16 protein-coding genes and 1 pseudogene are annotated in these 14,698 nt (G+C 65.5%); 5 read left to right on the top strand and 12 right to left on the bottom strand.

The genetic code is table 11. The annotated features are described in order from the left end of the window. The 6 genes from IWX64_RS10395 to IWX64_RS10370 are packed head-to-tail and all read right to left on the bottom strand — an operon-like array spanning window position 1 to window position 3,471. A complete protein-coding gene (locus tag IWX64_RS10395; RefSeq protein ID WP_196867062.1) occupies window positions 1–870 on the bottom strand; it encodes a spermidine synthase in 870 nt (289 codons plus the stop codon). Further along, the gene (locus IWX64_RS10390) at window positions 870–1,358 is read right to left on the bottom strand and encodes a GNAT family N-acetyltransferase (protein WP_196867061.1); all 489 of its coding nucleotides are present in this window, start codon (window positions 1,356–1,358) and stop codon (window positions 870–872) included. The genes IWX64_RS10395 and IWX64_RS10390 overlap by 1 nt, the downstream gene beginning before the upstream one ends. Beyond that, window positions 1,355–1,861: a GNAT family N-acetyltransferase gene (locus IWX64_RS10385; RefSeq protein WP_196867060.1), complete on the bottom strand. Its 507-nt coding sequence runs from the start codon at window positions 1,859–1,861 to the stop codon at window positions 1,355–1,357. Before IWX64_RS10385 ends, IWX64_RS10390 begins: the two co-directional genes overlap by 4 nt. A gap of 46 nt (window positions 1,862–1,907) precedes the next feature. After that, complete coding sequence (locus IWX64_RS10380) at window positions 1,908–2,447, bottom strand: GNAT family N-acetyltransferase (RefSeq protein WP_334683242.1); 540 nt, start codon at window positions 2,445–2,447, stop codon at window positions 1,908–1,910. A 9-nt stretch (window positions 2,448–2,456) separates the two neighbouring features. After that, a complete protein-coding gene (locus tag IWX64_RS10375; protein ID WP_196867059.1) occupies window positions 2,457–3,113 on the bottom strand; it encodes an O-methyltransferase in 657 nt (218 codons plus the stop codon). Window positions 3,114–3,129: 16 nt separating this feature from the next. Beyond that, complete coding sequence (locus tag IWX64_RS10370; protein ID WP_196867058.1) at window positions 3,130–3,471, bottom strand: thiamine-binding protein; 342 nt, start codon at window positions 3,469–3,471, stop codon at window positions 3,130–3,132. Between the two features lie 203 nt (window positions 3,472–3,674). On the opposite strand from IWX64_RS10370, the gene pta reads away from it, so the two are divergent. Next, window positions 3,675–5,753 (top strand): phosphate acetyltransferase, encoded by a 2,079-nt coding sequence (pta, locus tag IWX64_RS10365; protein WP_196867057.1) that lies wholly within the window; start codon window positions 3,675–3,677, stop codon window positions 5,751–5,753. Window positions 5,754–5,796: 43 nt separating this feature from the next. On the opposite strand, the gene IWX64_RS10360 is transcribed toward pta, so the two are convergent. After that, the gene (locus IWX64_RS10360) at window positions 5,797–6,186 is read right to left on the bottom strand and encodes a nuclear transport factor 2 family protein (RefSeq protein WP_196867056.1); all 390 of its coding nucleotides are present in this window, start codon (window positions 6,184–6,186) and stop codon (window positions 5,797–5,799) included. A gap of 130 nt (window positions 6,187–6,316) precedes the next feature. Here IWX64_RS10360 and IWX64_RS10355 point away from each other — a divergent pair, with 130 nt between their 5' ends. Continuing rightward, window positions 6,317–7,450, top strand: a complete 1,134-nt coding sequence (locus IWX64_RS10355; RefSeq protein ID WP_196867055.1) for an acetate/propionate family kinase — start codon at window positions 6,317–6,319, stop codon at window positions 7,448–7,450. Between the two features lie 49 nt (window positions 7,451–7,499). Here IWX64_RS10355 and IWX64_RS10350 read toward each other — a convergent pair whose 3' ends face one another. Both IWX64_RS10350 and IWX64_RS10345 read right to left on the bottom strand, forming a co-directional pair. Beyond that, a complete protein-coding gene (locus tag IWX64_RS10350) occupies window positions 7,500–7,811 on the bottom strand; it encodes an AzlD domain-containing protein (RefSeq protein ID WP_196867054.1) in 312 nt (103 codons plus the stop codon). After that, window positions 7,808–8,530 carry an AzlC family ABC transporter permease gene (locus IWX64_RS10345; protein WP_196867053.1) on the bottom strand — a complete coding sequence of 241 codons (723 nt, stop codon included), beginning with the start codon at window positions 8,528–8,530 and terminating at the stop codon, window positions 7,808–7,810. The genes IWX64_RS10350 and IWX64_RS10345 overlap by 4 nt, the downstream gene beginning before the upstream one ends. Before the next feature lie 116 nt (window positions 8,531–8,646). Between IWX64_RS10345 and IWX64_RS10340 the strand changes: the two genes are divergently transcribed. Then, the gene (locus IWX64_RS10340) at window positions 8,647–9,822 is read left to right on the top strand and encodes a zinc-dependent alcohol dehydrogenase (RefSeq protein WP_196867052.1); all 1,176 of its coding nucleotides are present in this window, start codon (window positions 8,647–8,649) and stop codon (window positions 9,820–9,822) included. A gap of 108 nt (window positions 9,823–9,930) precedes the next feature. Here IWX64_RS10340 and IWX64_RS10335 read toward each other — a convergent pair whose 3' ends face one another. Then, a complete protein-coding gene (locus IWX64_RS10335) occupies window positions 9,931–11,730 on the bottom strand; it encodes a glycoside hydrolase family 15 protein (protein WP_196867051.1) in 1,800 nt (599 codons plus the stop codon). Between the two features lie 38 nt (window positions 11,731–11,768). Continuing rightward, window positions 11,769–12,641: a glycerophosphodiester phosphodiesterase gene (locus IWX64_RS10330; RefSeq protein WP_196867050.1), complete on the bottom strand. Its 873-nt coding sequence runs from the start codon at window positions 12,639–12,641 to the stop codon at window positions 11,769–11,771. 191 nt (window positions 12,642–12,832) lie between these two features. Here IWX64_RS10330 and IWX64_RS10325 point away from each other — a divergent pair, with 191 nt between their 5' ends. After that, a complete protein-coding gene (locus tag IWX64_RS10325; protein ID WP_334683252.1) occupies window positions 12,833–14,038 on the top strand; it encodes a DUF445 domain-containing protein in 1,206 nt (401 codons plus the stop codon). A 10-nt stretch (window positions 14,039–14,048) separates the two neighbouring features. Continuing rightward, complete coding sequence (locus tag IWX64_RS10320) at window positions 14,049–14,330, top strand: DUF4282 domain-containing protein (RefSeq protein WP_196867048.1); 282 nt, start codon at window positions 14,049–14,051, stop codon at window positions 14,328–14,330. A gap of 212 nt (window positions 14,331–14,542) precedes the next feature. Here IWX64_RS10320 and IWX64_RS10315 read toward each other — a convergent pair. Next, window positions 14,543–14,698: pseudogene (locus IWX64_RS10315) on the bottom strand (IS110 family transposase); the annotation flags it as partial.

The following is a 14,698-nucleotide window of genomic DNA, read 5'->3' as shown; positions in this document are numbered from 1 at the left end:
CTACTGGTCGCGGAGCACCTGGGCGCCGTTGCTGAACTTCCGCACCCGCGCGTCATCCCAGGCATGGGCGGGCACCCCACCGCCCAGCAGCACGCGTGCCAGACCTGGGTCCTGGCCCAGCGGACTGTCGCTTCCCGCGATGATCACGTTCCCGTAGCGCCGGCCCTTGAGCATTGCCGGATCAGCGATGATCGCCGTGTACGCGAAGACCTCACCGATCGTGGCCGCCTCCCGTCGCGCGCCGGCAAGAGCCGGCGAGTCACCGCAGTTCACCAGGTAGAGACCACCGTCGCTCAAGACCCGTCTGGCGTGCTGGGTGAACTCAAGGGTGGTCAATGGCCGCGGGGTGGTGCTGCCGGCAAAGACGTCACGAATAATCAGGTCCCGGCTGCCGGCGGTGAGGGACTCGGTCACTTCCCTCGCCTCCCCCACCCTGATACGCACCAGGGGAGCCCGCGGCAGATCGAACCAGTCCCGCACCAGCCCGGCGAGCTTTCCGTCGAGCTCCACCACCACCTGACGCGCTTCAGGAAATGCCGCTGCCAGATAGCGTGCCAACGAGCACGCGCCGCCGCCGAGGTGCAGGGCGCGCAGTGGAGCGCCCTCGCCGCGGTGAAGTTCGCGGCGGTGGGATTCGACGAGTGCCGCAATCCACCGCATGTACTCGAAGTCCAGCTGCAGCGGGTCGCTGAGATCGATGTGGGAGCTCGGCACCCCGTTGACCTTGAGGATCCAGCCGTTGGGGTTGAACGGATCGGGTTCCAGCTCGCACGTGCCGGTGTCGGTCTCGTAGATTCCGGAGACCGGTCCCGTTTCATTGTCAGCCGCTGCTTTCGGAGCTCCGGAGCGGGGCGCACGTTGCCGGCCCATTAGTGACGCACCATCCTGATTTCCTGCAGATCGGATCCTTCGGTCCTGACCTTCCGGCGGGCACCGTCAGCGACAAACCGGTTCCTGCCGTAGAAGGCGGTAGCCCGGTGGTTCACTTCCAGCACCCAGAGGCTTGCCGCCCGTTCACCAAGCACTTCGGTGAGCAGCGCCGGACCCACTCCGCGGCCGTGAACCCGCCGGAGCGCGTACAGAAAGTACAGCTCAGTTCCGTCGCGGTCCGCGTCCCGGCTGGGGCCCGCAAGCGCCAACCCGACGAGTGTGTCGTCGTCGTCGACCGCGACCGTCCACGGGACGCCGTCGTCGAGCTGGCGGCGGCGGTCGACGGCGTCCGCGGCGGCGCGTGCGTCTCGGGCGTCGAAGAATTCGGGCGGTCCCAGGTGGCCGTAGGTTTCGCGCCAGGTCCGGTTATGCAGCACCACCAGGGCGTCGGCGTCGTCGGGGGTCGCCCGGCGGACTGTCACGGTCACGGCGTCGTTGCCCGGACCATGCGCAGCTCGCGCTGGTGGTTCCACTGCGCGGACAGGGGTTCAGCGGTTCCTTCGGGGGTGAAGCCGAGTTTCCGGTAGAACGCAATGGCTCGGGCGTTGCTCTCCAACACCCAGACGAAGGCCGGGGCGGAACCGATGGCTCCACTCACCAGCTGCTGGCCCACACCCATGCCGTGCGCTTCGGTCAGCACGTAGACCATGTAGAGCTCGACCTCTGTCGGGGGGTTGTCACCTCGCGCGGGCCCGCCAGCGGCGACCCCGACGATGTGGCCGCTGGCATCCGTTGCCACCAGCGGTGGCTGCGCGCCCTGCAGGATACTGTCCTGCAGGGCGACCGCCTGTGCGGGGAGCTCCGCGTCGAGCCGGTCAAACACAGCATCGCTGAGCTTGCTGGCATAGGTTTGCCGCCACGCGAGGTTCTTCATGCGGAGCACGGCCTCCACCTCGTCGGCGGCGCTTGGCCGGATGGTGAACGGGGACATGGGGCTCATGCTAGTCGCACCGGGGTCTGAACCGCCTGTGCATCCGTCACTGCCGTGAATCCGACGCCGGCGTCCGTTCGTCGCTGCTGCGTACCTGTCGCTGCCGGTGCATCCTGAACATGGGCCGGTGGTGCCAGGTGGGCCCACACAGAGTGGACGTGCCATCGGGTTCAAACCCGTTGCGCCGATAGAAGCGCTCAGCCCGGCGGTTGCCGTTCAGTATCCACAGGTATGCTGCCTGGTCCATGATCGCCGTGTCCAGCAGTTGCTGGCCCAGCCCGGTGCCGTGGGTGGAGGCGAGGGTGTAGATGTGGTGCAGCTCGAAGTCGCGCCGGTCGTCGTCGCGGCCCGGCCCCGAGGTCGCAATGCCGACCGCTGTCCCTGCCTTATCGAACGCCAGCCAACTAGCAGCGCCAGCCTCGAGTGCATCCCGTCGCTTGGCCATCAGGACCGGAAGTTCGGCGTCGTAATGGCTGTGGAAGGCCGGTGGCATGATCTGGGCGTAGGTCTCGTGGAGGCCCTGCAGATGCGTGCGCGAGTACGCTTCGGCGTCGTCGGGGGACGCACGGCGGATGGAAAATTTCACCAGTCCAGTTTAGGGCGCGGCGGCTACCACCACGGCCAACGCCAACCCGTCCCAGTCCTTGGAACCGACGGTCTGCAGCGCGGTGGCCTCCAGCTGGGGGTGGGAGCCCAGCAGTTCGAGCGCGCCGCGGGTACCCTGCACCGCCTCATCCCCGTCTACGTCCAGGACTGATCCCCCGCGCACCACGTTATCGAGCACAATGACACTGCCCGGCCGGGAGAGCCGGACAGCCCAGTCGAGGTAACGAGGGTTGTTGACCTTGTCAGCGTCGATAAAAAACAGATCGTAGGGCCCAGTCAGGGTGGGCAACGTGTCCAATGCCGCGCCCACATGGATCCTGACCTTCCCGCCCACACCCGCCTGGTCAAGGTTCCTGCGGGCGACGTCGGCGTGAGCCTGCTCGTACTCGCAGGTGTCAACCGTCCCGTCGTCGGGAATCCCCCGCGCCAACCAGATGGTGCTGAACCCGCCGAGGGTGCCAATCTCGAGAACCCGGCGAGCGCCAGCGATTCTCGCCAACAGCATCAGGAACTTCCCCTGGGTAGGGGTCACTTCGATGGCTGGCATTCCCGCGTCGGCTGTCGCCTCAACGGCGAGGACCAACGCGCCATCCGGGTGGACCACTGTATCCACCAGGTAACGCTCGACGTCGGCCCATTCGGTCACTGGTCAACCCCGCCGGTCATGAATGGCCCTGGTACTCGTCCATCTCGTCGATGGCCTGTTCAAGGCGCTCCACCTTGCCGGTCAACTCACCCGAATAGCCGGGCCGGATGTCGGCTTTCAGGACCAGTGAGACACGGCTTCCGTACTTGCCGACAGCTTCGGTGGCCCGCTTGATCACCTCCATCACCTCGTCCCAGTCACCCTCGATGGTGGTGAACATCGAGTCGGTTTGGTTGGGCAGACCCGAATCGCGGACGATCTTCACGGCCTCGGCCACCGCATCGTGGACCGAGCCGTCCGCGTTTTCACCTGTGGTGGCGCCGTGTCCGGCTGGGGCAACTGAGAAGGCTACAAGCATGGTCCAAGTCTGGCATGAAGGTCCGTGATCAACCAGACCGGCCGTCGTCGGGAATCTTGTGCGCAGGGGTGGCGGGTTGGGCGTACCTGGTCCCGCCGCAGGTGCCCTGGTGCACCCCAAAAAAAGTCCCCGGTCCGAAGATAAAGCCCGCGGATGTGCCTGCCGTCATGGCTACTGAAGCCGCGGTTTGGGAGGATGAGTCAATGACTCGTGGAATATACGTCAGCGCCATGACCGAAGGCTCAGGAAAGTCACTGATCTCACTGGGGTTGGCCGACATGCTGCACCGGCACTCCGACCGGGTCGGATTCTTCCGGCCCATCGTCGAGGGGGATGACGTTGAGGCGGACCCGATGGTCAACCTGATGCAACGCACCTTCGACCTGTCCGCGTCGCGGGCGCGCGGCGGTCTCACCCGCACGGAAGCGCGGGCGCTGCTGGTCAAGGGGCAGCGTGAGGAGATCGACACCCGCTGCGTTGCCATCTACAGCGAGATCGCGCGCGACTGCGATGTCATCATCGTCGAGGGCACCGATCTCAGCGGGCACGACGCCGCCCTCGAGTTCGATCTCAACGCCCGGTTGGCCAACAACCTGGGCGCCATGGTGCTGGCGGTGGTGAACGCGAAGGAGATGTCGGTTCCCGAAGCGGCCGACGCCGTCGACGTCGCCCGGAGGGAACTGGACGCCGCGCAGGTCTCGCTGCTGGCGATGATGGTGAACCGGGCCGCCGACGACGCCGTCGCCGAGATCAGTGCGCAGGTCCGGCCGGGGCGCTCCGGGCGTCCCGTCTATGTGATTCCCGAACTGTCCGAGATCTCCCGGCCCACCGTCGGCGAGGTGGCGAAGGCACTCGGCGCCCGTCAGATCGCCGGTAGTCCTACCCTTGAGCGGGATGTCGCGTCGATCAAGGTCGCGGCGATGAATGTGGGCAACTTCCTGCACCAGCTCACCGACGGCGCCCTGGTGATTGTTCCCGGCGACCGGGCCGACGTCATGGTGGCAACCCTCGCATCATCCTTCTCGGCCGAGTTCCCGGTCCCGTCCGGGATGATCCTCACCGGAGGGCTCGCCCCTGACTCCACGATCCTTTCCCTGCTGGCCCAGGCGCCGTTCCCCGTGTTCGCGGTCGACGACGACACGTATACCGCAGCGCGTCGGGTCAGCGAGGTGCGCGGCGAGATCGCTACCGGCCTGCGGCGCAAGGCGGCAGCAGCCCTGGGCGCGTGGGCGCGGCAGGTGGACGAGCCGGAACTCCTTGAGCGGCTGGAGTTGCCCCGGGCACTCACGATGACGCCGCTGCGCTTCCTCCACGACCTGATTGAACGGGCGCGGTCCCAGCGCCGGCACATTGTCCTGCCCGAGGGGCAGGACCTGCGGGTCCTTCGGGCCGCCGAAATCCTGCACCGGCGCGACGTCTGCGATCTCACCATTCTGGGGCCGGAGGCGAAGGTCAGGGAACTCGCTGCCGGACAGGGTATCGACCTGACCGGGCTGACCCTGATTGACCCTGCGACCTCCGCGCTCCGCGAGGAATTCGCCGCCGAGTACACGCGGCTGCGCTCCCACAAGGGCGTCTCCATCGAAAGCGCCCGCGAGCGCATGCTGGAAGGTGCCTACTTCGGGACCATGATGGTGCAGCTCGGGAAAGTGGACGGAATGGTGTCCGGGGCAGCCCACACCACCGCGAACACCATTCGTCCGGCTCTTGAGTTCGTGAAGACGAAGGAGGGAGTAAAGATTGTCTCGTCGGTCTTCCTGATGCTGCTGCGTGACCGTGTCCTGGTCTACGGTGACTGCGCGGTCAACCCCGACCCCAATGACGAGCAGCTCGCCGATATTGCTATCGCGTCGTCCGCAACAGCCCAGCAGTTCGGTGTGAAACCCCGGGTGGCGATGCTCTCCTACTCGACCGGCGAGTCAGGCTCCGGAGGTGCGGTGGACAAGGTGCGCCGCGCCACCGAACTGGTACGCGAACGCCAGCCCGACCTTCCCGTGGAGGGACCCATCCAGTACGACGCCGCAGTCGATGCGACAGTCGCCGAGTCCAAGCTGCCGGGTTCCTCGGTAGCCGGTCAGGCCACCGTGTTCATTTTTCCCGACCTCAACACGGGCAACAACACCTATAAGGCGGTCCAGCAGTCGGCCGGTGCGGTTGCGGTGGGGCCGGTATTGCAGGGGCTCCGGAAGCCGGTCAATGACCTCTCCCGTGGCTGCACCGTTGAGGACATCGTGAATACCGTCGCGATCACAGCGGTCCAGGCGCAGAACACCGGGGAGTGATTGGCAGAGGCGATCGACTGGTTCGGCTTGCCTGACGCTGATCTCAGGAGGGAATGTCGCCAACGGTGCTGTACTTGCGCCGCCAGTCGCGGCCTTCCTCCCCGCCGTAGAGGGTCCAGTATTCGCGGCCCGAAATGATAACGCCGTCGGCCACGGTCCAGATGGACACAACGCGGAAGATGCCAACGTCCTCCTGAGGCACCTGCACCTCAGACACCACCACGTCGCCAGCGTCGTAAACATTTAGCACGTCAATGCTCCACCCGTTTGGATGCTCCGAGTTCACCGCAACCAGGTTGTCCCTGCCACGGATGATTTCGCGCGTGACGGGCCAGAAGACCTCCACGTTGTCGGCAAGGGTTCGTCCAACAGCGTTCCAGTCCCGGCTCCACACCGCCGACCAATACTGCCGGACCACCTCGGTAGCTTCCATACGCCGATGCTACTCGACTTGCCATCCACCTACATCGGAAATGGGTTTTTGCTGGTGCCCCAGTCGCCTGCCGTAAGACGCCGCCGGACGACGTCAGCAGCCTCCAGTAGAGTTTCTGACAGGAGGCATCATGATCATTCTTGTCATCAATTCGGGCTCATCATCGTTGAAGTACCAGGTGCGCGACACCGGGACCGGCGAACGGCTGGCCGACGGCACCGTGGAACGGATCGGTGATTCCACCCACGGTGGGCCCGCCGACCACCAGGCGGCGCTCGACCGGGTGACCGACGACGTCGAGCAGGCGCTGCAGGGCAAAGCCATTGACGCTGTGGGGCACCGGGTGGTCCACGGCGGTGAACGGTTCAGCGAGCCGGTCCTGGTGGACAACGAGATCACCAGGGCAATCGAACGCCTCAGCCCCCTTGCACCCCTGCACAACCCGGCGAATGTCCAGGGCATCAGGGCCATCACCGCCAAATGGCCTGACATGCCCCAGGTGGCTGTATTTGATACGGCGTTCCACCGCACCATCCCCGAGCAGGCCTGGCGCTACGCCGTCCCCGATGAGCTCTACACCCGGTTCGGGATCCGCCGGTATGGGTTCCACGGCACGTCCATCGGGTATGTCACCGACCACGCCGCCGCCCTGCTGGGGGTTGCCCCCGCCGCCTTCACCGGGATCATCGCCCACCTCGGGAACGGCGCCTCGATCACTGCGGTGCAGGCCGGGGCCAGCATCGACACGTCAATGGGGTTCACCCCGCTCGAGGGTCTGGTGATGGGCACCCGCTCCGGCGACATCGATCCGTCGATTCTGCTGTTCCTCAGCCGCGAAGGCTACTCGGCCGGGGATCTGGATCAGCTCCTCAACCGGGAAGCGGGCCTCAAGGGTCTGACCGGACAGAACGACATGCGTTCTGTGGTCGAGTCCGCAGCCGGCGGGGACGCGCGGGCCGAGCTGGCCCTGGACCTCGCCTCCTACCGGCTGGCCAAGTACATCGGCGGATACCATGTGGCCGTCGGTGGCGCTCAGGCGCTGGTGTTCACCGCCGGGATCGGCGAGAACTCCTGGCAGTTCCGGGAGCGCGTGGTCACCAGGTTGGGCGCGCTCGACGTCCACCTCGACGACGCCGAGAACCGCAAGAAGAGTTCGGCCCCCCGCCAGATCAGCACCGAGGCCTCTGCGTTCCCGGTGCTCGTTGTGCCCACTGACGAAGAGGCAGCAATCGCGGAGGCGACCGCCGTCGTCGTCGCGCGCTGACACTGGCTGGCTACTGGCCGCAGCCGCAAAGCCGCGGCCGGTGGGCCGGTCAGGGCATTCCTGCCAGCCGGGCCAGCGCGGCGCCCACAGCTCCCGCGAGCACAACCACCAGGAACGGTGCCCTCAGGAGCAGTGCCACCGCTGCGGCCGCCAAGGCGACGATCCGGGCGTCGAGGGCCAGTTCCTGACCCGAGGCGAACGTGTTGACAGCTGTCAGCGACGCGAGCAGACCAATGGTCAGCGTGCCTGCGACCCGGTTCATCCGGGGGTTGTCCATCCACCGCGCCGGGACCAGGTAGCCGGCGAGCTTGGTAAGGAATGCGAGGACGCAGGCAAGCAGGATCCAGAGCCACAAATTCATCGGTGATCGCCTCCGGCAGCGTAGGGGTCGACGTCGGGCTCAAGGCCCTCGCTGGGCCGGCCGTGACCAAACCAGCCAATGGCGCCGGCAACAGCCGCCGCAATCAGGATGGGCAGCCCCGGCGCCACCAGGGGGACCGTGACGATCGTGACCAGGGCACAGACCACCGCGATCGCCGCCGGCTCCCGTCCTCGGAGTCGCGGCCAGAGGAGGCCCAGGAATGCCGCGACCGCAGCCCCGTCAAGACCCCACTTCGCCGGGTCGCCGAGCGCACCGCCCACCAGGGCTCCAACGACGGTGAAGGCGTTCCACAGGATGAACACGCCGATCCCCGCGCTCCAGAACCCCAGACGACGCTCGACCGGGTCGGTCTGACCACTCGCGGTGGCCGCAGATTCATCAATCGTGACGTGAGCGGCAACGAACCGCCGCCACCCGGTAGGCCGAACCAGGGCATTCATCTGCATCCCGTACACGGCGTTGCGGATACCCAGCAGGGACGCCGCGGTCAGCGCCGCGGCCCCCGTTCCGCCGCCCCCGATCACCCCGATGAACGCGAACTGGGAGCCACCGCTGAACAGCAGCAGGCTGAGCGCCATGGTTTGCCACAGATCGAACCCGGAGGTCACCGACAGTGCACCGAAGGACACCCCGTAGAGGCCGGTGGCGACGGCGATCGAAAGGCCGACCCGGACCGCGGGTGACTGCAGGTGTTTCACCGATTCAGCGTAGGGCGCGGGCAAAGGATTCACCTACTCGGCTTTCAATCCTGACAAATCGAGGCAATACTGATGGGTAGTCAGTCTACTTACTATACGAAATTGGAGCGTGAATCATGAAGGCAGTGACATGGCAGGGCCGGAGCACCGTCAGCGTCGAGCAGGTCCCGGATCCGGTGATCCAGGAACCCACTGACGCCATCGTCCGAATCACCTCCTCGGCAATCTGTGGATCCGACCTGCACCTGTACGAGGTGCTCACCCCCTACATGAACAAGAACGACGTTCTCGGGCACGAGCCGATGGGCATCGTGCAGGAGGTCGGCAGTGCCGTCACGAACCTCAAGCCGGGCGACCGTGTGGTCATCCCCTTCAACATTTCCTGCGGTCACTGCTGGATGTGCGTCCGTGGGCTCCAGTCGCAGTGCGAAACCACACAGGTCCGCTCTCAGGGATCCGGCGCCAGCCTCCTTGGCTTCTCGGAGCTCTACGGCTCGGTGCCGGGTGGCCAGGCGGAGTTCCTGCGCGTCCCCCACGCCGACTACGGGCCGGTCAAGGTGGGGCACGAGCTCCCCGACGAGCGGTATCTCTACCTCTCCGACATCCTGCCCACCGCCTGGCAGGGCGTGAAGTACGCTGACGTTCCCGACGGCGGCACGCTCGCCGTCTTCGGGCTGGGTCCCGTGGGGCAGTTCGCTGCACGGATCGGCCGGCACTTCGGCCAGCGGGTCATTGCTGTTGAACCCGTCGCCGAGCGTCGCGCCATGGCTGAACGCCATGGCATCGAGACGCTCGATTTCACCAAGGACATTGGTGATGAGCTGCGGGAAATGACTGACGGTCGCGGACCTGACGCGGTGGTCGACGCCGTCGGGATGGAGTCACACGACTCCCCGCTGGGTGCCTTCGCCCAGAACGCGGTCAACCTGCTCCCTGACGCCCTCGCGAAGAAGGCGATGGAAACCGCGGGAGTGGACCGTCTCACGGTGCTGCATGCCGCGATCGATGCTGTCCGTCGCGGGGGAACCATCTCCCTGAGCGGCGTCTACGGCGGCACTGCCAGCCCGATGCCCCTCCTGAACATGTTCGACAAGCAGATCCAGACCCGCATGGGCCAGTGCAACGTGCGCCACTGGACCGATGAACTGCTGCCCATCGTCGAAGATCCCTCGGATCCGTTGGGCGTCATGGACCTGATGACCCATACGATCGGCATCGACGAGGCGCCTGCGGCCTACGAGAAGTTCCAGAAGAAGCAGGACGGCTGCATCAAGGTGATTATCCGGCCATAACCTCCCCCGCTCAGGGCACAGAAAAGTGCCGGGCCTGCAGATCAGCTGTTGCGCAACAGCGGCTCTGCAGGCCCGGCACTTTTGTGCTGCGAGGGGGCCCTAGGAAGGCTAGAGGGAGCCGCTGTTCACGCCGTGGATCGCATCAGCGGCACGCACCAGCGCCAGGTGTGAGAACGCCTGCGGGTAGTTCCCCGCCATCCGCACGCTGCCCGTATCGTATTCCTCGGCCAGCAGCCCCAGGCCATTTGCATAGCCCACCAGCTGGTCCATCAGCTTCTTTGCATCGTCGATCCTGCCGGACCGGGCGTACTGCTCCACGAGCCAGAAGGAACAGGCCAGGAACGGATGCTCGCCCGGTTCCAGTCCATCCATGCCGGCCTCAGTGCGGTACCTGAGGAGAAGCCCGTGCTTGTCGGCAAGGTCCTTTTCCAGCCGGGCCACGGTCCCCAGCATCCGGGGGTCGTCGTAGTCGAGGAATCCCACCTGCGGGAGCTGCAGCAGCGACGCGTCGACCTCCGGGCTGCCGTACGTCTGGGTGAAGGAATTGATGCTCGGGTCGAACCCCTTCTCCAGGATGTTCTCGCGGAGCCGGTCGCGGAGTTCGGCCCAGCGCTCGGCATGACCGTCCAGCCCGTGCTCTCGAACCGCACGGACGCCACGGTCGAAGGCCGCCCACATCATTACCCGGGAATGGGTGAAGTATTTCAGGTCTCCGCGCATCTCCCAGATACCGTGATCGGGGTCGTCGAAGTGGTTCTCGGCGAAGCTCAGGAGAGCACGCTGCAGGGGCCAGGAGAAGCTGTCTTCCTCCACCCCCCGGTTGCGGAGCTTCTCCAGCACCACCATCACCTCACCGACGACATCGGCCTGGTACTGGTCAACAGCTCCGTTGCCCACCCGCACCGGTGTGGACGATTCGTACCCAGGCAGATGGTCGAGCGTCTTTTCGGGGAGGTCCCTCTCGCCGCCCACCCCGTACATGATCTGCAGGTCTTCGGGGTCCCCGGCCACCGCGCGGAGCAGCCAGTTGCGCCATTCCAGCGCCTCCTCCTGGTACCCGTGGGTCATCATCGCCTCAAGGGTCAGCGCGGCGTCGCGGAGCCAGCAGAACCGGTAATCCCAGTTGCGTGCACCGCCGAAGTGCTCGGGCAGCGACGTGGTGGGGGCCGCGACAATGCCGCCGGTGTCCTCATGCGTCAGGGCGCGAAGCACCAACAGGGAGCGTTTCACAATCGGGTCATACTGGCCCCGCTGCTCGAAGCTCGCGGCCCACCCGGACCAGTAGTCGATGGTTTCCCGCAACGCGGTTTCAACGTCCATCGGCTTGGGCATCGGCCGGTAGGAGGGGTACCAGACGAGTTCAAGATCAACGGTTTCACCGGCGGCGACGACGAATTCCCCTTCGTGCCGGCGGTGGGAGGCGTGGGGAAGTTGTTGTCCCCGAAGTGCCAGGGCGTCGGGGCCAGCGATCGCGGAGATGGCCTGACCGCCGTCGTCGGTTTGCCGGCTGACCCACGGAAGGATGGTGCCATAGCCGAACCGCACCACCAGCTCCTGCCTCATCGGCACGTTGCCGCTCAGTCCCGTGATTCGCCGCACCAGGGACGCCCGACGATCGCCGATCGGCATGAAGTCTGTCACCTCGACCTCGCCTGCATCGGTGTGCCAGCGAGTCACCGTCACGAAGGTCGAGTCGACGTAGTGCCACTGAACCACTTCGGCCGTGCCGGCACCCGGCGCCGGGGCCAGAAGCCAGCGGCCGTGACCCTCCTCGCCCAACAGGGCGGCAAACACCGAATCGGAGTCAAACCGGGGGAAACACAACCAGTCGACGCTCCCGGACTTCGAAATCAACGCACCGGTGTGCATGTCGGAAACGAGTGCGTAGTCTTCAATCGGAGAATGCATGCTTCAACTCAATCACACTCCCGCGCCGCGGCGCGGACCTAGTTGCCCGGGGCGGACCGGGTCAACTGCGCCCGGACGAAAGCAGGCCGGTTGGTCGTGAGCTCATGTACTCCGAGGCTGCGCATCAGTTCGACGTCGTCGGGCTCGTCGACCGTCCAAGCGCGGATGCGGACCCCCTCGGCAATCCAGCGGGCCACTCGCGCCGGATGCGCCGCCACATAGTCGAGCCCCGGCCCGGCCATTCCCGCCGCGTGGGAGTCGATGTTCTGCTCGCCGTCATGAAGGGCCCGACGCAGCAGACCGATCACCGCCGCAGCGGTCAGCACCCCCAAATGCAGTTCCGCACGAAGCTCGGCCGGGCGCACATCTGAAACCAGCTGGCAGACCGTATGGGACGGGACCTTTTCCAGGAGGTGCTTGACCGAGTCCGGATTGAAGCTCATGAAGCTGATCGACACGTTGGCGAGCGTGGAGCTCTCCGGATCCCACCCCTGCCGCATCAGGAAGGTGATGAGCTTTTCCTCAAGTTTCAGCCCGAAGGGGCTGGGGTGTTTGAGCTCAATGGCCAGCAGCACATCCCGCCCAGCATCCAACAGCAGGCGCAACAGGTCGCCGAGTGAGAGAAACTGGTCGGCGACCCCACCGAAATCCGCGGGTATCCCCGCTCCCTTCCAGGACGAGAAATCGAGGTCCCTGAGTTCGCGAAGGGTGTGATCTGCCACGTCGCCGGTTCCATCCGAGGTCCGGTCAAGGGTCGAATCATGGATGCAGACCAGTTCCTCATCGCGTGTCATGTGCACGTCGCACTCGACGCCGTCGGCACCCTCGGCAAGTGCCTGCAAATAGGCGGCCCGGGTGTGCTCGGCGAACTGATGGCTGGCACCGCGGTGGGCGAAAATTGTGTGTTGCATGTGCCCTCCCATCAGCGACCAGCAGCTACCTACACGCTACGCGAAATCGCTCCGTCCGGCGTGACTTACGCCATCAAACGCTGCTTTACTGACTCAGACGGATGCACAGCCGGTGCGCCGCGACCTCCGGAGGATCCTTGAGCTCTCACCTAGCCGGCACTGACGCAGAACGGGCGGCCGGACTTCGGCGCATGAAAGTGGTGGCCACCGGGATGCTCGGTGCCATGGCGGTGATTTTTGTTGTCGCGTTCGCCCTGCAGGACGACTACCCATGGTTGCAGTACGTCCGGGCCGCCGCAGAGGGCGGCATGGTGGGCGCCCTGGCGGACTGGTTTGCGGTCACGGCGCTGTTCAAGCATCCGATGGGCATCAAAATCCCGCACACGGCGATCATTCCCCGCAAGAAGGACCAGATCGGGGCTTCCCTGGGGCAGTTCGTCGAAGAGAACTTCCTGTCCGAAGCGGTGGTGCAGCAGAAACTCGCCTCGGTGGGCGTCGCACAGAAAGCGGGCGCCTGGCTGGCTACGCCCGAGGGCGCTGACCGGGTGGCGGTGGAGGGCGCCGCGGCCATCCGCGCAGTGTTCACAGTTCTCGACGACGACGCCGTGCAGGCGGTCATCGAGTCAATGGTGCGCAAGCACCTGCTCACACCGCCGTGGGGCCCACCGGCGGGGAAGATTGCCGAGCGGATCTTCAACGACGGCCACCACCACCAGCTTGTGGATCTGCTGGTGGACCGCGCTGCTGAATGGGTGGACAGCAACTACGACCTTGTCTCCGGCCTGGTCTCCCAGCGCTCACCCACCTGGGTGCCCCAGTTCGTCGATGGACTGGTTGGCGACAAAGTTTACGTCGAGATCACCAAGTTCATGCGGGCAGTCCAGACCAATCCCCGCCATGACGTTCGCCTCGCCCTCGACAAGTACCTCAAGGACCTGGCGCAGGATCTCCAGCACGATCCGGTGGTCATCGCCAAGGCAGAGGGTATCAAAGCACAGGTGCTCGGCGACCCGCAGGTGCGCGAGCTGGCGGCGAGCACCTGGGCGACCATCAAGAAGGCCCTGCTGGAAGCGGTAGACGATCCGGACAGTGAACTGACCCAGAACTTCAAGGCGGCCGTCAGGGACTTTGGTCACCGGATGGCTACTGACGAGGAACTCGCGGGGAAGATCAACCGGTGGATTGCCGACGCGGCAGGCTACCTGGTGCGCACCTACCGGAGCGACATCGCGGCGATCATTACCGAGACGGTTGGCCGGTGGGATGCGGTGGAAACGTCAAGGAAGATCGAGCTGCAGATCGGAAAGGACCTGCAGTTCATCAGGATCAACGGCACGGTGGTCGGCTCCCTGGCCGGGTTATTCATCTTCTCTGTTGCGCACGCAGTCTTCGGCTGATCCTTCAGTCATGGTCATCATTGCGATCACCTGCCTGCTGTTCGTCGTCGTCAGCTTCCAGCAGAGCGCGTTGTTCGGGCTGCTCGTGATGTTGGTCCTCGGACCGCTCTTCGGGCTTCTCTACCTCGTGCTGGCACGGGTCGGCCTCGAATCGTTGATCGCCTCGATCCGGACCGCTGAGAACACCGGCGAACTTGTCCGCCGCGCGGGCAACGCGGGACCGGGCAACGCTGATCCAGGCGCCATGACCATGCCTGGCTATCCGCCGATCAACGGTGACTCTTCAATGTAGGAACGCCTACCGGTCAGCCGCCGCACCCGACTTCGGCGGGCGCGTCCGATATAACGGGCGCGTCCGCAGAAATCAGGCACGGCAACGGGGGGGGTGTCCCTATGTTCTTTGTCAAGCTGGTTGGGTGGTTTTCGGAGATTGGGGTTTGCCGGGTTTTTGGGCAGGAGGGAGTGGCCGGTGGCGCGTGGTCGGCCGGCTGCTGGGCTGGTTGTTTAGGCGGCTTTGACCGCGGGTGCCTCGTATAGCACTCCGTCGCGCAGCATCGCGAACAGTACATCGCAGCGGCGTCTGGCGAGGGCGATCAGGGCCTGATTATGCCGTTTGCCTTGGGCTCGTTTGCGGTCGTAGTACGCCCGTGAGACGGGGTC

Source organism: Arthrobacter sp. CAN_A212 (assembly GCF_015752345.1).
Taxonomy (GTDB): domain Bacteria; phylum Actinomycetota; class Actinomycetes; order Actinomycetales; family Micrococcaceae; genus Arthrobacter_D.
The sequence above is the reverse complement of the archived record's forward strand: the minus strand, read 5'-3'. Positions and strand labels throughout refer to the sequence as shown.